At 37.0% G+C, this 22273-nt stretch carries 19 protein-coding genes; 7 read left to right on the forward strand and 12 right to left on the reverse strand.

Translation table 11 applies throughout. The features are described from left to right. Positions 1-3: 3 nt before the first annotated feature. Positions 4-1362, reverse strand: coding sequence for a c-type cytochrome (locus tag LC457_RS01585; protein WP_223598329.1), 1359 nt, complete (start codon positions 1360-1362; stop codon positions 4-6). Between the two features lie 184 nt (positions 1363-1546). Here LC457_RS01585 and LC457_RS01590 point away from each other — a divergent pair, with 184 nt between their 5' ends. Next, complete coding sequence (locus LC457_RS01590; protein ID WP_223598330.1) at positions 1547-2104, forward strand: SPOR domain-containing protein; 558 nt, start codon at positions 1547-1549, stop codon at positions 2102-2104. Between the two features lie 54 nt (positions 2105-2158). Here LC457_RS01590 and LC457_RS01595 read toward each other — a convergent pair whose 3' ends face one another. The 6 genes from LC457_RS01595 to LC457_RS01620 form a co-directional block, all read right to left on the reverse strand. Then, positions 2159-3436, reverse strand: coding sequence for a DUF6080 domain-containing protein (locus LC457_RS01595; protein WP_223598331.1), 1278 nt, complete (start codon positions 3434-3436; stop codon positions 2159-2161). Positions 3437-3511: 75 nt separating this feature from the next. Next, complete coding sequence (locus LC457_RS01600) at positions 3512-4327, reverse strand: T9SS type A sorting domain-containing protein (protein ID WP_223598332.1); 816 nt, start codon at positions 4325-4327, stop codon at positions 3512-3514. An 86-nt stretch (positions 4328-4413) separates the two neighbouring features. Beyond that, on the reverse strand, positions 4414-5955 hold the full coding sequence (locus tag LC457_RS01605; protein WP_223598333.1) for a YdiU family protein: 1542 nt from the start codon (positions 5953-5955) through the stop codon (positions 4414-4416). A gap of 75 nt (positions 5956-6030) precedes the next feature. Beyond that, positions 6031-8409, reverse strand: a complete 2379-nt coding sequence (locus LC457_RS01610) for a transglycosylase domain-containing protein (RefSeq protein ID WP_223598334.1) — start codon at positions 8407-8409, stop codon at positions 6031-6033. 6 nt (positions 8410-8415) lie between these two features. Next, the gene (locus tag LC457_RS01615; RefSeq protein ID WP_262904040.1) at positions 8416-8880 is read right to left on the reverse strand and encodes a gliding motility lipoprotein GldH; all 465 of its coding nucleotides are present in this window, start codon (positions 8878-8880) and stop codon (positions 8416-8418) included. Further along, a complete protein-coding gene (locus tag LC457_RS01620; protein ID WP_223598602.1) occupies positions 8873-10270 on the reverse strand; it encodes a regulatory iron-sulfur-containing complex subunit RicT in 1398 nt (465 codons plus the stop codon). The genes LC457_RS01615 and LC457_RS01620 overlap by 8 nt, the downstream gene beginning before the upstream one ends. A 438-nt stretch (positions 10271-10708) precedes the next feature. On the opposite strand from LC457_RS01620, the gene LC457_RS01625 reads away from it, so the two are divergent. The 5 genes from LC457_RS01625 to LC457_RS01645 all read left to right on the forward strand — a co-directional run bounded on the left by LC457_RS01625 (position 10709) and on the right by LC457_RS01645 (position 16703). Next, positions 10709-11947: an OmpP1/FadL family transporter gene (locus tag LC457_RS01625; protein WP_223598336.1), complete on the forward strand. Its 1239-nt coding sequence runs from the start codon at positions 10709-10711 to the stop codon at positions 11945-11947. 12 nt (positions 11948-11959) lie between these two features. Then, on the forward strand, positions 11960-13522 hold the full coding sequence (locus tag LC457_RS01630) for a G-D-S-L family lipolytic protein (protein WP_223598337.1): 1563 nt from the start codon (positions 11960-11962) through the stop codon (positions 13520-13522). 85 nt (positions 13523-13607) lie between these two features. After that, positions 13608-14546 carry a ribose-phosphate pyrophosphokinase gene (locus LC457_RS01635; protein WP_184558726.1) on the forward strand — a complete coding sequence of 313 codons (939 nt, stop codon included), beginning with the start codon at positions 13608-13610 and terminating at the stop codon, positions 14544-14546. Positions 14547-14601: 55 nt separating this feature from the next. Continuing rightward, positions 14602-15243 (forward strand): 50S ribosomal protein L25/general stress protein Ctc, encoded by a 642-nt coding sequence (locus LC457_RS01640; RefSeq protein WP_223598338.1) that lies wholly within the window; start codon positions 14602-14604, stop codon positions 15241-15243. A 239-nt stretch (positions 15244-15482) separates the two neighbouring features. Further along, the gene (locus LC457_RS01645; protein WP_223598339.1) at positions 15483-16703 is read left to right on the forward strand and encodes an aminotransferase class V-fold PLP-dependent enzyme; all 1221 of its coding nucleotides are present in this window, start codon (positions 15483-15485) and stop codon (positions 16701-16703) included. Between the two features lie 52 nt (positions 16704-16755). Here the strand turns inward: LC457_RS01645 and LC457_RS01650 are convergent, their stop codons facing one another. Further along, positions 16756-16881, reverse strand: coding sequence for a GNAT family acetyltransferase (locus tag LC457_RS01650; protein WP_223598340.1), 126 nt, complete (start codon positions 16879-16881; stop codon positions 16756-16758). Positions 16882-17033: 152 nt separating this feature from the next. Between LC457_RS01650 and LC457_RS01655 the strand changes: the two genes are divergently transcribed. Continuing rightward, positions 17034-17858, forward strand: coding sequence for a T9SS-dependent choice-of-anchor J family protein (locus LC457_RS01655; RefSeq protein ID WP_223598341.1), 825 nt, complete (start codon positions 17034-17036; stop codon positions 17856-17858). A gap of 79 nt (positions 17859-17937) precedes the next feature. Here LC457_RS01655 and hemE read toward each other — a convergent pair whose 3' ends face one another. The 4 genes from hemE to hemA are packed head-to-tail and all read right to left on the reverse strand — an operon-like array spanning position 17938 to position 21921. Beyond that, positions 17938-18969: a uroporphyrinogen decarboxylase gene (gene hemE, locus LC457_RS01660; RefSeq protein WP_047376227.1), complete on the reverse strand. Its 1032-nt coding sequence runs from the start codon at positions 18967-18969 to the stop codon at positions 17938-17940. A gap of 47 nt (positions 18970-19016) precedes the next feature. Next, positions 19017-19700, reverse strand: a complete 684-nt coding sequence (locus LC457_RS01665; protein WP_223598342.1) for a uroporphyrinogen-III synthase — start codon at positions 19698-19700, stop codon at positions 19017-19019. Between the two features lie 51 nt (positions 19701-19751). Continuing rightward, the gene (gene hemC / locus LC457_RS01670; RefSeq protein ID WP_047376231.1) at positions 19752-20660 is read right to left on the reverse strand and encodes a hydroxymethylbilane synthase; all 909 of its coding nucleotides are present in this window, start codon (positions 20658-20660) and stop codon (positions 19752-19754) included. Beyond that, the gene (gene hemA, locus LC457_RS01675) at positions 20647-21921 is read right to left on the reverse strand and encodes a glutamyl-tRNA reductase (protein ID WP_142717305.1); all 1275 of its coding nucleotides are present in this window, start codon (positions 21919-21921) and stop codon (positions 20647-20649) included. The genes hemC and hemA overlap by 14 nt, the downstream gene beginning before the upstream one ends. Positions 21922-22273: the final 352 nt, after the last annotated feature.

Genomic DNA, 22273 nt, shown 5'->3' on the forward strand with positions numbered 1-22273 from the left:
TTATTAATAATGACATTTACCACACTCAAGACCTCCAATTGCATCTACAGTGATCTTACCTCCATCTTGTGGATATTGTTTTTTCAACTTGTCATGTAGATTTTTGAAGTACTCTTTATTATAACCGTTGTTCATATCAACTTCAGTCGTTCTGTGGCACTCGATACACCATCCCATAGTAAAGTCGTTAGCCATTTGAACAACATTCATTGTATCAATTTTACCGTGACAAGCTTTACATACAACATCAATTTTGTTGGTAGGATTCTTTTTGTTGAAAGAATTGATGATCGCTTGTTCTCCAGCAATTACGTGCTGAGAGTGGTTGAAGTAAACGAAGTCTGGCATGTTGTGGATTCTTGTCCATTCAACCGGTTGTGTTTTTCCTGTGTACTGTTGTTTTGCAGGATCCCAACCTGTTGCAGCGTAGATCTTCTGGATTTCTCCGTCATAGAATGCCTTATCTTTTCCTGGCTCCATGTAGTGATCTGCGTTGTATTCAGAAATTGTTCTGTGACAGTTCATACAAACGTTCATAGAAGGAATTTCAGATACCTTTCCGTATTTAGCACTAGAGTGACATAGCTGGCAGTCAATTTTTTGTTCTCCAGCGTGAATTTTGTGAGAGAAGTAGATAGGCTGCTCAGGTTTGTACCCTTTGTAAACCCCAATCCACATCAACCAGTTCCATACCCCATAGGCAGCTAAAATAGCAAGGATTGCTAATAAACCTTTACCAATGTAGTGGAACTTCTCATACATTTCACTGAAAGAACGAACTCTTGTTTCGTTAAGTCCAGCTAAATCTTCTGATTGCCCCAGTTTTACCAATTGTCTTAGTTTTGCTAAGATCCAAACCAGTAAACCTGCGATCGCTAAAAGTGAAATAATAACAACGTTTGTAGTAGTTTTGTCTGCAGGTGCTGCCGCAGTAGCGTCAGCTGCAGGAGTTGCTTCCGGCTTTTTCTCTTCCGGAGCAGGAGGATTAGTCGTGAAAGCTAAAATGTCGTCAATATCCTTATCTGTAAGATTTGGAAAGACCTGCATTTCAGTCTTATTAAACTTTTCAAAAATCTCATTGGCGTATTTATCCCCAGAAGCTCTCAGAGCTTTGTTATCTTTGATCCACTTGTGAAGCCAATCTTTGTCTACACCACCTTCTGTCTTTACTCGTTCTACAACCCCCTTTAATGGTGGTCCAACAACTTGTTTGTCCAGCGCGTGACATGCAGTACAATTCGCTTTGAAAAGTTTCTCTCCGTTTTTAGGATCGCCGTCTTGCCCGTAAAATGAAGCACTGGTTGATAGCAATAAGCCTATCGCGATCAACGTTTTTTTATAATGCTTTCTCCAACTAATCATTTAAATTATCTTATGTTAGTAAATTATTGAACATTCAATCAATTCCGCAAAAATAATATTTTTAACAGGAATTTAACGGTATATCGAAAAGGGAAAATATCATTTACGTTTAATTTGTATTGATTCTAAATAACCTGTTTGGTATAGTTTTTTAATTTGTATAAATTTGCGAAAACAAGTTTAAATGAAAAATTTGATTAAAATATTTTCGATATTATCATTATTTGGTTTTTATAGTATTGAAGCCCAGCAAGTTGTTAAAAAAGATACCCTTTCGGGTACAGAACTTGTTATGACCATGGATTCCAAAATAAATGCAGCTTTGGAAGGAATTGAAGGAAAATGTGCTAAAGTCGCTCCCACAAATTCTCCTAAAGATTCCGGTTCAAGTGATAGTGGATTTTCTACAGGGATAAGTACAAAACCTCCTAAAATCTTTGTGCCGAGCAGAGAGCTTACCAATGCTGAAATTTGTAAGAAAAATCCTAGAATTTTAGGTTTTAAAATTCAGATTACCACAGTGAAAAGTAATGAAGAAGCGAATGAAGTAAAATCTTATTTCAGAAAGAGATTCCCTAACCTTAAAGTGGAAACGGATGCTTCTTTAAGACCTAATTATAAGATCCTGGCAGGAAGTTATTTCACAAAACAGAGTGCTGCAAGTGATCTTTCAAAAATCAGAGAATATTTCAAATCTGCAGTTGCAGTACAGTACAGAATTTTCTGTGCAGAAGCAAAATAGAATTGATTCCTTTCAATATAAAAACAAAGAAGCTGAGAAATTTCTCAGCTTTTTTTATTGGTAATAAGTTTCCATAAACCAGAAAAACTCTGCCATTCGGAATAAATTGTTCGCGAGTAGGTAAACAAACAATAAAAGCACAGTTAATGTTAAAACCGACATTATTTTCGGTGATGATCTGTAAGCGTAAAAAAGCCATCCCAAAAGAAGCGGATAGACGAAAACAAAATGTCCTCCATAGATAGATGAAGTATGAAGTCCGAACCTCATTACACAATGGATCACGATGTCAACAAAAAATGAAATGGCAATAACCTGAACCCATTTGTTTCTAAAATTTTTACAATAACTCCAAATTATAAGTGTAAGTAATATGGCTACAAAAAAGTAGGGAAAGGTAGATGAATAAAGGTCCATGTAAAGTCCTTTAAAGTCGAATCCCTTCATATTGTGCTTATCCGAAATAATAAATCCCGGGAAAAGAATGTTCCCTCCGAAAAAGAAGGACAGAATCATGTCCCAGGTCGGCATGGATTCTACATTTGAGAATTTCTCATACTGCTGGTTAGTCTTGGAAAAGATATTCTGATATTTAAAATCAATTCTGTTTAGATAAAGCAATACAAAGCAGATCGTAGCAACAGTTATTCTAAATACTGCATTTCCGAATTTTCTCCAATCTCTGAAAAGGTTTTTTTCAAAAAGAAGCGGAATGAAAACTTTTACAAAATTGGTAATAGTAAGTCCGCCAATAGTAATTCCTGCGAGTGAAAGAGCAATAGCAGGTGTTTTTTCTTCCTTTCTGAGTTTTATTGCTGCGTAATAATTGTATAATGAGAGTAAAAACAGCGTATAGGTGAAATTTTCCGGAGTAAATGATAGTATGATATTGGTTGAAAAAACTCCAAAGAACAAAATAATTAAGACGCTTAGCCATAGTGGGACACAAATAATGTTCTTTAGATATTTAAATACCTGAACAATGTTTAAGCTGATGATAATATTGCTGAGCCAAGCCAGTGTAAGCCTGAAGTTGGCATCCATTTTTCCGCCTGAAATAAATAATGAAAATTCTCTTATCCAGTTGAAAAAATAATAGGATAGAGGGTGTCTTTCAAAACTTCCTCCTGTCATAAGGATAGATTTGTTATCAAAACTGAAATAAGCATCCCATGGAATTCTGCTGTCAAAAATGATTCTGTAATGAAGGGCAATATATGAACCTAAAATTCCATAGCAGATTATAAAAAAGAGAAAAACTGCCAGCTCGGTGGAAGTGGAAGGGAAAATCAGTTTAAAGAAATTGATGATTTTTGTTTTGATAAAAGACACGTGTCAAATTTTTTGCAAAAGTAAAATAAAAAAAACCACCAAAGATGGTGGTTGTAAAAGTTTGTATAAACGTTATTATTGTTTGATTACTTTTTCTGTTTTCGAAGTTCCATCAGAGAAGTCCACTTTTAATAAATAGATTCCTTTTGGAAGTGAAGAAATATCTAATCTTTCAGACGTATTATTGAGTAGAGATTTTCCGCTCGCATCAATCACTGTGGCAGATTTGATTTTTTTATCTGTTTTGATGTTAATTTCTCCTTTTGTTGGGTTAGGATAGATGTTAGTGATGTCTTTTATTTTAGCACCTGCTTCCTGTGTAGCTAGTGTGGCACTTGATAAAACCTGTACATCATCTATTGAAAGACTATCTGCATCATTGGCAACATAGTGGAATCTGAATTTAACGTTTGCCTGTCCGGCATATGGTGTTAAACTAACTGTAATTGCCAATGTTTCATAATCAACAAATACTCCATAGTTTTCTTCAACCCATACCTGGTTCCATGTAGTTCCTCCATCTGTGGAGACTTCTACTTTTAAATCTCCGTTAGGGTTAGGATCAACCATGTATTCGTATCCTATTTTGGCATTAAACTTTAATACTGGGTTTGTTGTTCCTACTAAGCTGAAAGAAGGGCTTGTTAAATGAGCGTCCTGTGCCTGAGCAATCCATCCGATACCAGCGGATTTTCCTCCATTGATATTAAATGTAAGCTGCCCGGATGCATTGAAGATGGTTGTTGTAAAACCCCAAGGTCTGGATGCTACATTTGTACCTGTTGTCCATCCTGTAGGGGGAAATGTTGTACCTTGGAAAGTCTCTGAGAGAATTTGCGCATTCCCGAATATAAAAGAGACTAAGAACATGAATAGTAATTTTGTTTTCATTTGTTTTGGTTTTAAAGTTATTGGTAAATGTAATAAAAAAATGAAAATAATTACTTGTTTTTGTATTATTTATGAATATTTATTAATTACGAACTACATGAAAGTGTGGAACATCCTGCAGTATCATCATATCCGGATGGCCTTTTGACGGAGAACTCAGGATACAATTCCTGGTAAGGAAACTCTAAAGCTTTGGTGAGTTTTTCAAGCATTTCTTTTTTGCCGTTATTGATCTCTTCAATGCATTCGTAAAGAAGATAATTTCTCAGGATGAATTTTGGGTTTGTTTTTTTCATCATGGCCAATGAAGCCTCTTTTGATATGGAATTTAAGTCTAATCGTGCGTTATAGCTCTTAATGAAGTTGCTAAGTTTTGCCAACATTTGTTCATTCAAAGCAATATAAGAAACCTCTTTAAAATGTTCTTTGATATCAGTACCCGGATTTATTTTTTCCAGTTGAATGAAAAACAGGGTGTAATCTAGCTGAAGCTCCTGCATTAATCCCTGCCAATTGGTGAAGAAATCCTCATCTTCTTTTTGAAGCTGATCAAATCCGAATTTTTTACAAAGCATCTGATCATGAGCTTTCCAGAAATAAGTTCCAAAATTATTTAAAGTGTCTTCTAAAAGCTTTTCGTCCTTAATTAAGGGATGGAGTGCATTAGCAAGCTGCCAAAGGTTCCATTGGGCAATCTGTCCCTGTTTTCCGAATGCATATCTTCTTCCCGGAAGGTCTGTGGTATTGGGGGTGAAATTCAAATCATATTCATCCATCATGGAGTAAGGTCCATAATCAATAGTTAGCCCCAGAACAGACATGTTATCTGTATTCATCACTCCATGTACAAATCCTACTCTGAACCATTCCACCATTAAGTCTGCGGTGCGGATGCATATATTTTGAAAGAAGTCTTTATATTTTTGAGTATCTGATGATATTATTTCCGGAAAATAATATTCAATAGTAAAATCAGCAAGTTCCTGCAGGCTGTTGTATTCCCTTTGAGCAGACATCAGTTCAAAATGTCCGAAGCGCAGGAAACTTTCAGCAGTTCTGATGACCACCGCGCCCTTTTCAAGTTGAGGATTTCCACTGTACATAATATCGCGCATTACATCTTCGCCCGTAAAAGCCAGACTAAGTGCTCTTGTTGTAGGAACTCCTAAATGATACATCGCTTCACTCATCAGATATTCACGTACAGAAGATCTCAATACGGCTCTTCCGTCAGCATGTCTTGAATAAGGAGTTGCTCCGGCTCCTTTCCATTGGATTTCTGTCTTTTTTCCTGTGTCATTTGTGATTTCACCTGCAAGGATTGCTCTTCCATCCCCGAGTTGACCTGCCCAGTTTCCAAACTGATGCCCTGCATAAGCGGTAGCGTAGGTTTGAACATTTTCCGGAAGGTTATTTCCAACCAGAAAGTCCAGATCTTTATCTTCAAATTTTCCTAATCCTATTTCTTCGGACAAGACTTTATTAAAAGCAATCAATTCAGGTTGACCAAAACCAGCAGGTTTGATGGTGGCAAATAAAACTTTTGGGGTGTTTCTCTGCATAGGATTATTTGAAAAATCACCCGGAAAATTCTCGATGAAAGGTTGGCTGATGCGTTCGATATTCATACTTCAAAGGTATTAATTATAAAAGAAAAGACCTTCCAAATTATTGAAAGGTCTTGTGTATTTATAAAAGAGAATTTATTTATTGAAATCTACTTCATCATTGGAATGAAGATTTTCATTAATGTTGTCCTCTTTCTTTTCTGTTGGTTTTTTAGGCGTAGGATCTGCCGGCCTTGGATTTTTGATCTCATCGATCGTCTGAAGGCTTCCGTCATCTCCATATCCTCCGCTTAATCCTTTAAGGTTTGAACAGCCGTCTTTCCAATCGGAAGGTTTAACAAACTTATCATCAGGGGTAACTCCTAAACTTTTATCTGCCCATACTTTCTTCATGAAGATCGCCCAGATTGGTAATGCCATTTTTGCACCCTGACCTTCACCGGTTCCAAAGAAGTGAGTTGCTCTGTCTTCCCATCCAACCCATGCTCCGGTTGCTAATTTTGGAGTGATTCCCATAAACCATCCGTCGGAGTTGTTCTGAGTTGTTCCTGTTTTGGCAGCAATTTCTACTGCTTTTGAAATTCCTCTTCTTCCTAATTCTCCGGAAGCGGTTCCGTACTGTGCAACACCTTTCATCAGTTCGATCATGGTGTAAGCGTACATTGGGTTCATTACCTCTTTTGGCTCTACATTTACTTCTTTAATTACTCTACCGTTGGCATCTTCAATTCTCCAGATCATTTCAGGTTTATTGTAGTTACCATAGTTGGCAAAAGTACTGTAGGCACCTAGCATTTCATAAATAGTAATATCTGATGAACCTAAAGCAATTGTATTGTTTCTCGGAATATCTTCTGTTACTCCAAGATCTCTTGCAGTCTGGATAACAGCATCTACTCCTGTCATTTCAATAAGTCTTGCAGCGACAGGGTTTTGAGAGTGTGCCAATGCGTCTTTCAAAGTAAGCATTCCTCCTCTTCCCGGCACATGCCATCCGTTGTGGTCATAAGTTCCGTTAGAAACCGCTGAACAAGGAGTCATTCCCAGTTTCATGATAGCTGTTGCATACACGAAAGGCTTGAAGGTAGATCCTACCTGTCTCTTTCCTTGCTTGATGTGGTCATATTGGAAGTGCTGCCAGTCAATACCTCCTACCCATGCTTTGATCTCTCCGGTTCCCGGAACCATAGACATCAGACCTGCTTGTGCTATCTGTTTGTGGTATCTGATAGAATCCCAAGGAGACATTTCAACTTCTTCCTCTCCATTCCATGTGAATCTTGAAGTTTTGATAGGTTTCTTGAATTCCATCATAATGGAGTCTTCTGGCATTCCGTCAGCTTTTAACAGCTTGTATCGGCCGGTTCTTTTCATTGCCTGAAGCATCACATCTTTGATCTGTTTGTCATTAAGATAGTAGAAAGGTCTGTTTTTTCTTCCTCTTTGTTCTGCATCAAACCTTTTCTGAAGATCCGTTAAGTGTTCTTTGATTGCTTCTTCTGCATACTTCTGCATCTTAGAATCAAGAGTAACATATATTTTTAAACCGTCTTTATAAAGGTTAAGTTTTTTACCGGTTTCTTTTTCATGAGATTCAAGATACTTATCAATCTCTTTTCTCAGATAGAATTTGTAATAAGCCGAATATCCGTCAGTAATACTTTTAATAGGGTGGAAGTCTACTTCAATAGGAGTATTGGCTGCTTTTTCGTAAGTGGCAGCATCAATATATCCGGTTTTCTGCATCTGATCTAGTACTACATTCCTTCTTTCTTTTGCCTTTTCAGGGTATCTGTAAGGATTGTTTTTTCTTGGGTTCTCAAGCATTGCTACAAATGTTGCAGCCTCAGGTAATGTAAGTTCCGAAGTCTTTTTGTTAAAATAAACTCTGGAAGCCATTTCAATACCGTTAGCATTGAAAAGGAAATCAAATTTATTGAAATAAAGAGTAACAATCTCTTCCTTGGTATACCTTTTCTCAAGGCTTACCGCTACTACCCATTCTTTTAATTTCTGGAATGCTCTTTCAAATTTATTTTGGGAAGCATTTCCTGTGAAAAGAAGTTTTGCCAGCTGTTGGGTGATTGTAGAACCACCACCACGGCCACCACCATATGCCACGGCTCTGGCAATAGAATATAAGTCGATTCCTGAATGTTCTTTGAAACGCTCATCTTCTTTAGCCTGCAGGGCATAGATAAGGAAAGGAGGAAGATCCTTATAAACGATAGGCTGTGTTTTTTCCTTTTCGAATTTACCCAGCATAACTCCGTCTGAAGAAATGATTTCTGAAGCGACAAAGATATCAGGGTTTTCAAGTTCTTTTACATCCGGCATTTCCCCAAGGAATCCCTGAGAAACTGCAAAGAAAAGTCCCGAAATTCCCAGAACTACCGCAACAAGTCCAATCCAGATAAATGAGACCCATTTTTTCCAGGAGGTATCTTTCTTTTTTTTAGGAGGCAGAGGAAATGTTTTCCCCTTATTTCCTGCATTTTTTTTGTTTTCTTCCATTTATGGTTACGGTTTAGCCGTTTCTATTTTTACCCCAATATCCTCAATTCCCGAAAGATTGTCATTTCTCATCGCCTGGGTCAGACCGATTTCATATTTTCCTTTTCCCGGAAACTGATAATTCAATTTATACTGAAACAAAGTTTCCTTTGTATCACCAAAGCCTGTACCAAGCCATTCTCCATTTGGTTTTGCCAGCACATAATTCAAGGTATCTGTTTCCTTTTTCTTATTCTGGAGATTGGTGAAATTCACAATAAACCTTATATTGCTGTAAGGATAACTATTATTATTTCTTACAACAAATATAATATTTTTAGGATTCTGCGGATCTGAAATTTCAAGATTAAATTTTTGCTCATTTTTCTTATTCCATTTGTTATCAACGGAATTCATGATGATATCTCCCCCAGAGGAAGAGTTACAGCTAAAGAAAAGGATAAGGGAAAATAATCCTAAAATTTTATGCATTATTATCTTTTTTTGGAGGATATTTCTTTTTAAATTTCTTCTTGTTCGGGTTGTTTTGTGGCTTCTTATCATCGCCAGAATTACCTTCTACTTTTTCCACGGGTGCTTTTTGCTGTGGATTTTGTTTCTGAGGTCTGGGCTGATTTCCAGATTGAGCATTAGGGTTTTCGGACTTTTCAGATCTTTCAGGTCTGTCTTGTCTCTCCGGTCTGTTTCTTTTTTGACCTTGTGGCTGTCCTTGTTGCCCCTGTTGATGGTTGTTTGGCTTATTCTGGTTGTTTCTGTTCCTGTTTCCTCTGTTTTTCTTTTCAAAACGATCTACGCTGTTTTCCTGAATCAGATCAATATTCTGAGCAGAAGCTTCAGGTTGTTTCAGGTCTTCAAGAGGAAGTATTTTCTCTCCTCTTTTATTTTTTGAAATCAGCTTTTTAACAAGATCAATATCAAAATCATACCATGCGATGGAACTGTCTACATAAGCAAACCACATTTTCTTTTTGAATACATCAATTTTGATACAGAATGCCTTTCCTTTCTCTGTTTCCAAAGTGGTTGAAGAAGAAGGGAAATTGCTTAATGCATCCAAATAGCTGTCTAGCTCATAGTTAAGGCAGCATTTAAGTTTACCACATTGCCCAGCCAGTTTTTGAGGGTTAATACTCAATTGCTGATATCTTGCCACATTGGTGTTTACCGATCTGAAATCCGTAAGCCAAGTAGAGCAGCAAAGCTCACGTCCGCAAGATCCTATTCCCCCTACTTTTGCAGCTTCCTGTCTGAAACCGATCTGTTTCATATCGATCTTAGTACGGAATGCCCCGGCATAATCTTTAATTAACTGTCTGAAATCCACTCGGTTTTCAGCAGTGTAATAAAAGGTGATTTTTGAAGAGTCACCTTGATATTCCACGTCAGTAACTTTCATTTCAAGGCCTATTCTCTGAGCAATTTTTCTTGCTTCAAGCTTTACGCCATCTTCTTTTTTTCTTGCTTCCTGCCATACCTCAAGATCTTTTTGGTTGGCCTGTCTGTATATTTTGAGTGCCAATTCTTCAGAAAACTTTTTCTTTTTCATCTGAATCTTTACTAATTCTCCCGTAAGGCTTACAACGCCTACATCGTGTCCCGGACTTGATTCTACTGTAATTACGCTACCAATATGTAAAGGAATATTATTTACATTTTTATAAAACGATTTTCTGTCATTTTTAAATCTAACTTCTACAAAATCACACCTGTTAGGTGCAGGATTGTTGATGTCAGATAGCCAGTCAAAAACACTTAATTTATAACTATTCCCGCAGGTATTTACGCTTTCACAGCCATTTGCGGTTTTTTTAGGTCCGCAAGAATGTGCAGAATCGCCGGATGTTTTACATCCACAACTCATATTACTATTATTTATAATCTGCAAATTTATGTATTTTTATCTTTATGCAATTCTAAAATACTTAAATAACCTGAATTCGGGGCAAAACATTAATGTATTTTAAGTAAGAATGGAAGCTGAAGACTGAGGGAAGCCTGTTATAAGGGAAATAGTTGAAGAGAAGATTTTTAAACTTTAACATTTATTACCATTTGTTTCCCTGTTCTGAATTTTTGAAGTAAGATAGTTTAAAGGTTAAACAATTGTTTAATATTAAACGCACAAGTATGGATTATTTTAAAATGTTCTTAAATGTTTAATAATGAAAATCTTGGCTTTTGTTTGTGTGAAGGTGTTATTTTAAACATAGTTTTCTTTTAAGATATTGTTTAAAATATTAGCAAATATTAACAGACGTATTCAAAATAATTTTATATTTGGCTTATATAATAATAGTCTATGAAAAAAATATTAGTATCAACTGCTTTATTGGCGGGAGTTCTATCTTACGCAGGAGGCTTCAGAGTTTCCCTGCAAGGGGTAAAACAATTGGCAATGGCGCATACTAGTGCTCATGCCGAAGACGCGAGTGTGACATTCTTTAACCCTGCGGGTATGTCATTTATCCCTTCCAAACTGAGTGTAGTGGCAGGAGGGTTTGGTGCAAGTAATAAAGTTACTTTTCAAAACTTCAATACTTTACAAAGTGCAGAAACGGATAACCCTATAGGGACTCCTTTCTATGCAGCGATTACTTATAGACCAATAGAGAAACTTACCGTAGGTCTTAGTGTTACCACACCTTTTGGAAGTACAATAAAATGGCCTGAAAACTGGGAGGGTAAAGAACTGGTTCAGAAAATGGAACTGAAAAGTTTCTATTTCCAGCCAATGGTCTCTGTAAAACTGGCTCCTTGGGTATCTTTTGGTGCCAGCTATATCTATGCAAGAGGAAAAGTAGATTGGGACAAAGCGGTAACACAATTTGACGGGAAAGTTAATATTAATGATGAAAATGCAACCGGACACGGATACGGATTTGGTTTCTATTTCAGACCTGACCCAAAATTGGATGTGAGTATTGCCTACCGTTCAGCGATAGATATGAAAGCTAAAAGCGGAACGGCAACATTCCAGTTTCCATCACAATCTGTTTATACACAGTTGAAGCTGAATGCAGCAGGACAAGATGGTTTCTCAGCAGTTCTTCCATTAGTTGAAGAATATACTATAGGTTTAACCTATAAAGTGACCCCGAAATGGCAGGTTTCTGCAGACTTTAACTATCATGGATGGGAAAGATACAGCAAACTTACTTTAGATTTCGAGAATGCTCCTATTGGAAACAATCCATCGGATCCTACTATTCTTACCAATCCTAAGAACTTCAAAAACTCCAAAACATTCAGACTGGGGACTCAGTATGCGTTCACTGATATGATCTACGGACGTTTGGGAGCTTATTATGATGAAGCACCCTATACAACAGATAACTTTATTCCGGAAACCCCTTCATATGATACTTATGTAGTTACAGGTGGGGTAGGCTTTAAACTGAAACACTTCGGAATTGATGTTGCCGGAGGATATGCAATGCCTCAGTACAGAAAGGTAAACAATGTTAATATAGGGCTTAACGGACAGTCAAAAGCAACAGCTTTCTACTTTGGTCTAGGTTTCTCTTATAATCCATTTTAATTTTAGAAGACTATGAAAAAAATTATAATATCGACAATTGCAGTTTCTGCACTTCTTTTTACAGTAACAAGCTGTAATACGGATTTCGATACGGATGTGAAAGATATCCAGGTGACAAAAGGAGATGCAGACTTTACAAAATATATTTCTTTAGGAAACTCTCTTACTTCAGGATATCGTGATGGAGCATTGTACAGCAGTGGCCAGAATGAATCTTATCCAAGTATGATTGCTGCGCAGATGAAACTTGCAGGTGGAGGAGACTTTAAACAACCGTTGATGCCTAATGATGTAGGCGGATTTAATAATCTTCCTGGTTTTCCTGGAAAATTGAATCTTCAGGTTGTTAACGGGGCTTTAGCGCCTGTGCCAAGTGGGGCAGCGGCTGCACTGGATGTTTTATCCGGGGGAGGTACTTATAATAATATGGGTGTACCTGGTGCAAAGTCATTTCACTTGGTAGCTCCGGGTTATGGCAGCCAGGCGGGACTTTTAACAGGAACTGCTAATCCTTATTTTGTAAGATTTGCTTCTTCTGCTACAACAAGTGTGCTTGCTGATGCTATGGCTCAGAAAGCTACATTCTTCTCTCTTTGGATAGGAAATAATGATGTATTATCATATGCTACCAATGGAGGTACAAACTCTCAGACTGTAGGAGGAGTTACTACTTATACGCCTGCTACGGTTCAGACGGGAAATACAAATCCTACAACTTATAAATCAAATGATATTTCAGATCCTGCACTTTTGGCTGGATCTATCAAAGCTGTTTTAGATGGACTTAAAAGTGTGGGAACAACAAAAGGTGTTATAGCCAATATCCCTTCTGTTACTTCAGTTCCTTTCTTTACTACGGTTCCTTATAACCCTTTGACACCGGCTCTTTTAGGTTCAAATTTGACAACTCTTAATACGAGTTTGTATGGTCCTTTAAAGCAGGCTCTTACCGCTTTTGGAGCTGGAGATAGAATTAACTTACTTTCTGCAACGGGTCCAAATCCTGTCTTAATTAAAGATGTTGCTCTGACAGACCTTTCAGCTCAACTTACTGCTGCACTTACTCCTTCTTTAGGATTACCTACAGCAACGGCTTTTGGACAGATCTTTGGTCAGGCAAGACAAGCGACAGCAGATGATTATATCTTGCTTACAACAAGTTCTGTGATTGGAAGTACTGCAGCAGGAGTTCCTGCTCCGGTAAATATTTATGGAATATCTTATCCGTTACAAAACCAACATGTATTAACAAAAACAGAAGCTGGCTATGTAAAAACAGCAACCACTGCATACAACTCCTCTATAAAAGGGCTTGCTGATTCTTATGGGCTTGCGTTTGTAGATGCTAATGCGAAGATGCTTGAGCTGAATTCACAGTCAGGAATCGTATTTGACGGAGTAAAGTATACTGCAACATTTGTTAGAGGGGGAGCTTTCTCTCTGGATGGAGTTCACCTGACAGGTCGTGGATATGGTGTAGTTGCCAACGAATTTATTAAGTCTATCAATGCGAAATACAAGTCTACACTTCCGCAGGTAGATCCGAACAAATATTCAGGAGTTAAATTCCCTTAATAATTGATAAAATAAAAACTTAGAAACCACAGGAGTAAATCTTGTGGTTTTTTTTTAAATTTGCAAAATCTTTTAAAAAGTAAAAATGGCCGATCAGTTAAGTTATCTATTTTGTACAAGAACCAGCAGGGACTTGGCAGAGAAAATTGCCCAGAATTATGGGAAAGAATTAGGGAAAATCAACTTTCAGGAGTTCAGCGACGGGGAATTTGAGCCTGTTTTGGACGAATCTGTAAGAGGAGGAAGAGTTTTCCTGATTGGATCTACATTCCCTCCTGCAGACAATCTTTTGGAACTTCTTCTAATGATTGATGCAGCGAAAAGAGCTTCTGCAAAGAGCATTACCGTTGTAATTCCTTACTTCGGACTTGCCAGACAGGACAGAAAAGACAAACCAAGAGCGCCGATCGGTGCGAAGTTAGTTGCAAACCTTCTTACAGCAGCAGGAGCAACAAGAGTGATGACAATGGATCTTCACGCAGATCAGATCCAGGGGTTCTTCGAAATTCCGGTAGATCATTTATATGCTTCAAGTATTTTCGTGGATTATATCAGATCTCTAAATCTTGATAGTCTTACCATTGCTTCTCCGGATATGGGAGGTGCGAAAAGAGCTAAAAACTATGCAGGTCATTTAGGTGCTGAAGTAGTAATTGCTTATAAGGAAAGAAAAAAGGCAAATGTTGTAGAAGAAATGTTCCTTATCGGTGATGTTACAGGTAAAAACGTAATCCTTATTGATGATATGATTGATACTGCAGGGACACTTTGCAAAGCTGCAGATATCTTAATTGAAAAGGGAGCAAAAACAGTAAGAGCTATGGCAACTCACGGAGTGCTTTCAGGAAAGGCTTACGATAATATTGAGAACTCAAAATTATTGGAAGTTATTGTAACTGACTCAATTCCTGTTAAAAATAATTTGTCATCTAAAATAAAAGTGCTATCTTGCGCCCCGTTATTTGCAGATGTTATGACCATGGTTCATGAGCATAAATCAATTAGCAGTAAGTTTGTTATTTAATTGATTTTAAATAACTTGCAAAATAAATAAGAATAATTTTTTAAATTTATTATAAATGAAATCTATTACAATTCAAGGTACAAAAAGAGAAAACGTGGGCAAAAAGTCTACAAAAGCTTTACGTGATGCTGAATTAGTTCCTTGTGTTGTTTATGGAGGTGAAGCACCTTTAAACTTCTCTGCTGAAGAGAAAGCTTTTAAAGGATTAGTATACACTCCTGAAGCACACACGGTATCTATTGAGGTTGACGGAAAAACAATTCCAGCTGTTCTTCAGGACATTCAGTTTCACCCAATCACTGACAAGATTCTTCATGTAGACTTCTATCAACTATCTGACGATAAGCCAGTAGTTATGGAGGTTCCTGTAAGAATTACTGGACGTTCAAAAGGTGTTGTAGCTGGTGGTGTTTTACGTCAGTCTTTCAGAAAACTAAAAGTAAGAGCTATTCCTGCTAACTTGCCAGATGAGATCGTTGTAGATGTTACTCCATTAAGAATTGGTAACAAACTTTACATCGGTGGTATCAAAACAGAAGGATATTCTTTCATGCACCCGGACAATGCAGTAGTAGTTGCTGTTAAGATGTCTAGAAATGCAATGAAAGGAGGTGCAGCAGCAATGGATGATGAAGATGAAGAAGAAGTTGCAACTGAAGAAGGAGCAGCTCCGGCAGAAGAAACTGCAGCAGAATAAGAATTGCTTATTTAAACAATATAAAACCCGTCATTTTTTGACGGGTTTTTTTGTGCAGGGGCTAATACAGGAAAATTTGCTCGTTTACCTATAATCTCATCAGTTTTTTTAGCTATACACTATTGAATATTTCTATCAACTGATAACTATCAGCTCTCAGTCTCATGCTTCCTTTCGGAAAAAAAGCCGTAAATTTGAAGTGTTCTAAATAAGGACGTCTTAATTTAAAAAATAAATAAATGTTTGACATTCAGGAAATAAGAAGCCAGTTTTCTATATTGGACAGAGAAGTGAATGGTAAACCATTGGTTTACCTGGATAATGCAGCTACATCTCAAAAGCCAAATTCGGTTTTGGAAGTCTGTCACGCATATTATACAGAGCTTAATGCCAATGTTCACAGAGGAATTCATACTCTAAGCCAGCTGGCTACGGAAGAAATGGAACTTTCAAGAAGAAAGATTCAGAAATTCATCAATGCTGAACACGATTTTGAAGTAATTTTTACAAAAGGAACAACTGAAGGGTTGAACCTGATCGCTTATATTTTAACACAGAAACTGCAGAAAGATGATGAGATCATTATTTCATATCTGGAGCATCATTCCAATATTGTTCCATGGCAGATGCTTTGTGAAAGAACTGGAGCGAAACTTCGTGTAATTCCTATTGATGAAAACGGAATTCTTCAGATGGATCATTTTGATCAGTTTTTAAGCGAAAAAACAAAAGTTGTTTCTGTAAACCAGATTTCCAATGCTTTGGGAATTGTAAATCCTATTGAAGAAATTATATCAAAAACAAGAAAGCATACAGACGCTTATGTTGTAATTGACGGGGCCCAGTCTGCTCCGCATTTCAATATTGATGTACAGAAGCTGGATTGTGATTTCTTTGTGTTCTCAGGCCATAAAATGTATGCTCCTATGGGAACGGGTATTCTGTATGGAAAACGTGAAATATTAGAAGCTTTGCCACCATTTCATGGAGGAGGAGAGATGATTGCAACATGTTCTTTTGAAGGAACTACTTATGCAGGTCTTCCATTTAAATATGAAGCAGGAACACCCAATGTAGGAGGAAACATTGCTTTAGGAGCTGCTGTTGATTTTATCAACAAGATAGGTCATGCCAACATTCAGAATCATGAAAATGCTTTATTGGAATATGCCCAGAAGCAGCTTTTGGAAATAGAAGGAATTAAAATCTATGGAGAAAAAGCAAAGAGAACTGGTGTTGTTTCCTTTAACCTTGAAGGTGTGGGAATAGCGTCTGATGTAGGAATGATTCTGGACAAAATGGGAATTGCCGTAAGAACAGGACATCATTGTACACAGCCGATTATGAACTTCTTTAATATTGCAGGAACGGTAAGAGCCAGTTTCGCTGTTTATAATACTTTCGAAGAAATTGATAGTCTGGTAGAAGGGGTTAAGAAAGCCCAACGAATGTTGAGCTAATTAATTCATTATCATATAAACTAAAAAGCAGCTGTTGAGCTGCTTTTTTTTATTATTCCCATGAAATGCAATAACACCGGCCGTCAATAATAACCTGGTAGTATCCAATAGCGCATTCAAGGCAGATTTCTCCACCCGCCATGATGCTTTTCATCTTGTCTTTGTTTAGTTTTTTCATTTGATGTGATTTAAAGGTTACGTCTAAAGGTATAAATAATATGCAACATTTCTATTGTTTTATCTTGGGTTTGTATTGGATTTATTTTTATATATAAATATATTATGTAAAATATTATTTCATAATTTTGCGTAAACACCAAATATTTTACCATGAAAAATTCATTTATTTTATTTCTGTGCATTTGTGGAATATGTAATGCTCAAGTCTATTCTGAAGACTTCAACGGCAATGGTTTACCAGCCGGATGGACGGTAGAAAATCCGGATACAGCTTTTAATTGGAATGTGGGTGCGCAGAATGGCTTCGCAGGCTTTCCTGATGGAGCCGCTTTTTTTGATGATGACGATGCAAGTCCAACCGGAATTAATACGAATGCCAGACTGATTTCTCCTGTAATTAATCTTACCGGAGTTGTAAACCCAAAACTGTCGTTTAATTATGCCAATATGATTGATAATCTTGATTCTACTTTAAAAGTTGAAGTTTTCAATGGGACATCCTGGGTTCAAGTTTTTACTTTTTCGGGAGAAGCAGGGGTATGGGATCTTGATTTTAATACCTTATCATATGTGGTAACGTCTTATGCTTCGGCTGTAAATATAGATTTAACACCCTATGTGAATCAGGCTTTTAAAATAAGATTTGTTTATGACGATGCTGGTGATTATTCTTACGGTGTGGTGGTAGATAATTTGAAAATTACAAGCGGAAATGTTCTGGCTGCTTCGGAGGTCTTACATTCTGATAATATAGAAATATACCCCAATCCGGTAAAGGATAATATTCATATTAAGCTTGATTCCCGAAATAAAGTAGAAAAAGTTAGTCTCGTTGATATGTCCGGAAAGCTTGTGAAAACTTTTGATAAAGAATCGAGTTCATATGATCTATCAGATATTCCCAAAGGGGCTTATATCATAATAATTACAAATAATAACCGGAAAGTGATTAAGAAGAAAATAATAAAGAAATAAGACTCATCAATAAACTATTAAAACAAAAAACCTTATAGGATATCCTATAAGGTTTTGTATATTTTCAAAAGAAATAAACTTATAAATTCGGTTTCCAGTCAACAACTGCTCTGATGAATGCCTCAGCATTTTCTACAGGAACATTAGGTAAAATTCCGTGACCTAGATTGGCAATATATCTGTCTTTTCCGAAACGGTTGATCATCTCATTCACCATTTTCTTGATCGTCTCAGGAGTGGAGTGAAGTCTTGCAGGATCAAAGTTCCCCTGTAACGTCATTGTGTGATTGGTAAGTGTTCTGGCAAATTCCGGCTTAATAGTCCAGTCTACCCCAAGAGCAGAAGCTTTAGACATTGTCATATCTTCCAATGCGAACCAACATCCCTTTCCAAATACAACCACATGAGTAAGCGGGCTTAATGCTTCAACAATCTGGTTGATGTACTGCCAGGAGAATTCCTGATAATCTGTAGGAGAAAGCATTCCTCCCCATGAATCAAAGACCTGTACTGCAGAAACTCCTTTTTCTACTTTTCTCTTTAAATAAGCGATTGTAGTATCTGTAATTTTTTGCAGTAATAAATGAGCCGCTTCAGGTTGTTGGAAACAGAAAGACTTTGCAATATCAAATGCCTTGCTTCCTTTTCCTTCTACACAATAACAAAGAATCGTCCATGGAGAACCTGCAAAACCAATCAATGGAATATCATTGTCCAGTTTTTGTAGCGTAAGTTCGATAGCATCAAAAACGTAGCCTAAAGTATCATTCACATCCGGAGTTTCAATATTCTGCACCTGTTCCATTGTTCTGATAGGAGTATCTAACCATGGTCCAACAGATTCTTTCATTTTGAAATCAATCCCCATGGCCTGTGGCACTACCAGGATATCAGAAAACAGAATCGCTGCATCCAAAGGAAATCTGCGGATAGGCTGTAATGTAATCTCAGCCGCAAGCTCAGGAGTCTGACATCTTGTAAAGAAATCATACTGATCTCTCAAGGCAATGAATTCCGGCAGATATCTTCCAGCCTGCCTCATCATCCAGACAGGAGGTCTTTCAACGGTTTCTCCGCGAAGTGCTTTTAAATATAGGTCGTTTTTTATCATAATCTATTTAAACTAATAGTACCGGAAATATTTCGGTAACAAATATTCTAAATTCTATTTCTGATTTCTCTTCTTATCAGTTCAAAGATTGAAGTCAGTGTATTTTCTTCAGAAGTAAAAATGTCTTCCTGCGTATAATTTCTCAACTCGCCGGAAGTGGTTTCGCCAATCGAAAACAGCTTCATGCCTTCCAGAGAATTTCGCCTTGCAAAACTACGAACTCCGCTCGGACTAAAAAATACTGCAGCATGATATTTTTCATTTATTAAAGGATGAGTTTCCTCAGTATTGTATATCGTAACTTTTTTGTACTTAATGTTTTGTAAAGGAAGCTCTTTGTCCAGAACATTGATGGCAAGGTTGCCGCAGAAATGAAGAAATTGTTCATGCTGGCATTTTCCGATAATGAATTTCGAAAGAGTGTCAGCATTTTTCAAAACCTTAAATGTTCCGAAGCCGTGTTTTCTTAATTCTCTCTTCGTTTTTTCGCCAACACAATAGATCTTGTTGTAATTTTTGGCTGTAAAATCCTCATTAGGCTTAAACTTGTTTTTAAAAAATGAAATGACTCCATTAACACTTGTAAAAATCAATGAGTAATTCTTCAGATCAAAAGGACTGATCATAATGGGTTTTGTCTTAATTACCTCAACACAGTCAGCCAACATATCCTCTCCTAATTCTTTGGATATTGTTTTCTGGTCTATATTTTTGGTAAATAAGATTTTCATGTCTGTACAATTAAGAAGATGAAAAAGGGGCTGAAGAAACGGAATCTGAGATTAGATCTGGCTTTTGATTTCTGCCATTAATTCCTTTCCTCCATTTTCAAGAACGACTTTTGCAAACTTTTCTCCAAAATTCTCTGTTGGAGTATATACAAAGTTTTCATCCACAGCAATGCAGTTCTTCCCATCCAGAGAGCAAAGTGCAGCCTTGAAGCGGATCTGATCCCCGATGATTTCAGCAAAAGCTCCGATAGGGGCAGTACAGCCGCCTTCCAAAGTACTTAAGAAGTTTCTTTCGATCTCTACGCAGATCTGGGTAGGATTGTGGTTGATCTGACGTACAATCTCGTTGATTTCAGGTTTGTCGGTATGTCCTGCAACGGAAATTACTCCTTGTGATGGAGCAGAAATCATTAATGGAAGCATCTCGTAATCGATTTCCATTTTCATTCTTTTGATTCCCGCCAGAGATAAAATAGTCGCATCAAAGTTTCCGTCTTCCAGTTTTTGAAGTCTGGTTTGAATATTTCCGCGGATATCCGAAAAATCAGTAGTCGGATAATTTCTCAGCCAGAAAGCTCTTCTTCTCAAGCTGCTGGTCGCCAGTTTAAGCTCATGGAATTCTTTATTCCTTGCAGATTCTTTTCTGATCAGAATATCCTGAGGATAATCTCTTTCCAGATAAGCGATCATCTCAATATTTTGAGGTAATTGAGTAGGAACATCTTTTAAAGAATGTACGGCAATATCAATTTCGTCATTCAATAAGGCAATATCAAGGTCTCTTGTGAAAACCCCTGTAATTCCTAAAGAATATAAAGGTTGATTAAGATTCTTATCGCCAGAAGAAACGATAGGAACAATCTCCGTTAAATAATTGTTGTTTTGAAGGTGCCTTGCAACCTCTCTAGCCTGCCAAAGTGCAAGTGCGGAATTTCTCGTTCCGATTCTAATGCTTTTCATTGAATTCGTTGTTTGGTTGTTCAACTAATATTTCGTGCATTAATTTACTAATTTCTTCGGCTTTCAAAGGATTGTCAATGATGTATTTTGCAAAACGGTTGGTAATTTTCTGGATCATTTTGTCAGAAAGTTCCATGTCCGTGATGTTTATGTATTTATTTTTTTTGTAAAAATTATGCATTTCATTGCGTTCCATGTTTTTTAAAACGGCTTTGAAATGGTGGATGTTCGGTGCCAGCTTTCTCTTTTTCTCCCATTCAATAAAGTCTTTCATCAGCTCCTTGATGATTTTTTCAGCTTTCGGGATTTCTCTTTCACGCTGTTGAATCGTTTCCTGGATCTGTTTTGAAAGCTCATCAACATCAATCAATGTTACGTTTTTATTTTCGGTAACATTCTTTTCAACGTTATGAGGAATAGAAAGGTCAATCACCAATGTTTCTTTTCCGTTCGGGAAATGAGACTGGTTGACAATAGGATGTTTGGCTCCTGTTGCCACAATAAGAATATCAGTGTTTTTTAATTCCTGGTCAAAATCAGAATAATCAACGTGAGGAATATTATATTTCTGGGAAATCTTTTCAGCTTTCTCCTGAGTTCTGTTTGCAATTTTAATTTTTGGCTGATAGACATGCTTTACCAGGTTTTCAACGGTATTCTGTCCTATCTCACCTACACCCAAAAGAAGAATGTTTTTTTCAGCAATTCTTTTCTGGCTGTTTAAAATATAATGAACCGCCGCATAAGAAACAGAAGCTGCACCGTTGGAAATTCCGGTTTCATTTTTTATTCTTTTCGAAATCTGAATAGCTGCATTGATAGCTCTTTCAAGATAAGGATTAGAATTCTGTCTTTCTTTTTTGAAACGGCTGTATGCTTTTTTGATCTGTCCGATAATTTCAAAATCTCCGATAATCTGACTTTCAAGACCGGCAGCAACTCTGAAAAGATGAATCAGAGCCTCTTCCTTGGTCAGAATATTGGCAAACTGAAGGAAATCCGTAAGATGTACTCCAATGGTTTTGCAATATTCTTCCGCCACTAAAAGGTAATTGGGAGAAGTCGTATAAATTTCGGTCCTGTTACAGGTGGAAACCACAAATGCATCCCCAAGGTCTTCCTGGTGGACCCTGGAAACAAAGTTTTTGATGTTTTCATCAAAAAATGCAAACTTTCCTCTCGTTTCTACGTCGGCTTTCTCGTAGCTTATAGAAAGCACGGCAAAATTTGACGTTCGATGAATGTTGGAATACTGTAACATAAGCAGTCGCAAATTTACGCTTTTTTTAATTAATCACTCTCAGATAGTGTATATGATAATTATCGTAAAAAACTATAAGATGATAATGGAGAAAAGAGCAAGACAGCAAAAAAATGAGTTTGTCTCTATTAGTGGGTTTCTTTAAATTTTACTATTGATTATTTTTCTTTGTTAATTTTTTTAAGAAACCCTGAAAATTTTAAATGCACTGCAGGGTTGCTTAGAAACCCTTTTGTCTGTTGTATGCAGGCCTTTTTACCTGTCGGTGATTTCGCTTTTTCGCCCTTTTAACAACCCATTAATTTTAGTTTAACTCAAAGTCTGTAAACATCTAAACTGAAAGTTAATAAAG

Origin of the sequence: Chryseobacterium sp. GVT01B, assembly GCF_019970045.1 — a bacterium.
Taxonomy (GTDB): domain Bacteria; phylum Bacteroidota; class Bacteroidia; order Flavobacteriales; family Weeksellaceae; genus Chryseobacterium.

Bases quoted from the DNA above. Each gene is read 5' to 3' on its own strand.
- LC457_RS01585 (WP_223598329.1), bottom strand. From the start codon at position 1,362: ATGATTAGTTGGAGAAAGCATTATAAAAAAACGTTGATCGCGATAGGC.
- LC457_RS01590 (WP_223598330.1), top strand. From the start codon at position 1,547: ATGAAAAATTTGATTAAAATATTTTCGATATTATCATTATTTGGTTTT.
- LC457_RS01600 (WP_223598332.1), bottom strand. From the start codon at position 4,327: ATGAAAACAAAATTACTATTCATGTTCTTAGTCTCTTTTATATTCGGG.
- LC457_RS01605 (WP_223598333.1), bottom strand. From the start codon at position 5,955: ATGAATATCGAACGCATCAGCCAACCTTTCATCGAGAATTTTCCGGGT.
- LC457_RS01610 (WP_223598334.1), bottom strand. From the start codon at position 8,409: ATGGAAGAAAACAAAAAAAATGCAGGAAATAAGGGGAAAACATTTCCT.
- LC457_RS01615 (WP_262904040.1), bottom strand. From the start codon at position 8,880: ATGCATAAAATTTTAGGATTATTTTCCCTTATCCTTTTCTTTAGCTGT.
- LC457_RS01620 (WP_223598602.1), bottom strand. From the start codon at position 10,270: ATGAGTTGTGGATGTAAAACATCCGGCGATTCTGCACATTCTTGCGGA.
- LC457_RS01625 (WP_223598336.1), top strand. From the start codon at position 10,709: ATGAAAAAAATATTAGTATCAACTGCTTTATTGGCGGGAGTTCTATCT.
- LC457_RS01630 (WP_223598337.1), top strand. From the start codon at position 11,960: ATGAAAAAAATTATAATATCGACAATTGCAGTTTCTGCACTTCTTTTT.
- LC457_RS01635 (WP_184558726.1), top strand. From the start codon at position 13,608: ATGGCCGATCAGTTAAGTTATCTATTTTGTACAAGAACCAGCAGGGAC.
- LC457_RS01640 (WP_223598338.1), top strand. From the start codon at position 14,602: ATGAAATCTATTACAATTCAAGGTACAAAAAGAGAAAACGTGGGCAAA.
- LC457_RS01645 (WP_223598339.1), top strand. From the start codon at position 15,483: ATGTTTGACATTCAGGAAATAAGAAGCCAGTTTTCTATATTGGACAGA.
- LC457_RS01650 (WP_223598340.1), bottom strand. From the start codon at position 16,881: ATGAAAAAACTAAACAAAGACAAGATGAAAAGCATCATGGCGGGTGGA.
- LC457_RS01655 (WP_223598341.1), top strand. From the start codon at position 17,034: ATGAAAAATTCATTTATTTTATTTCTGTGCATTTGTGGAATATGTAAT.
- hemE (WP_047376227.1), bottom strand. From the start codon at position 18,969: ATGATAAAAAACGACCTATATTTAAAAGCACTTCGCGGAGAAACCGTT.
- LC457_RS01665 (WP_223598342.1), bottom strand. From the start codon at position 19,700: ATGAAAATCTTATTTACCAAAAATATAGACCAGAAAACAATATCCAAA.
- hemC (WP_047376231.1), bottom strand. From the start codon at position 20,660: ATGAAAAGCATTAGAATCGGAACGAGAAATTCCGCACTTGCACTTTGG.
- hemA (WP_142717305.1), bottom strand. From the start codon at position 21,921: ATGTTACAGTATTCCAACATTCATCGAACGTCAAATTTTGCCGTGCTT.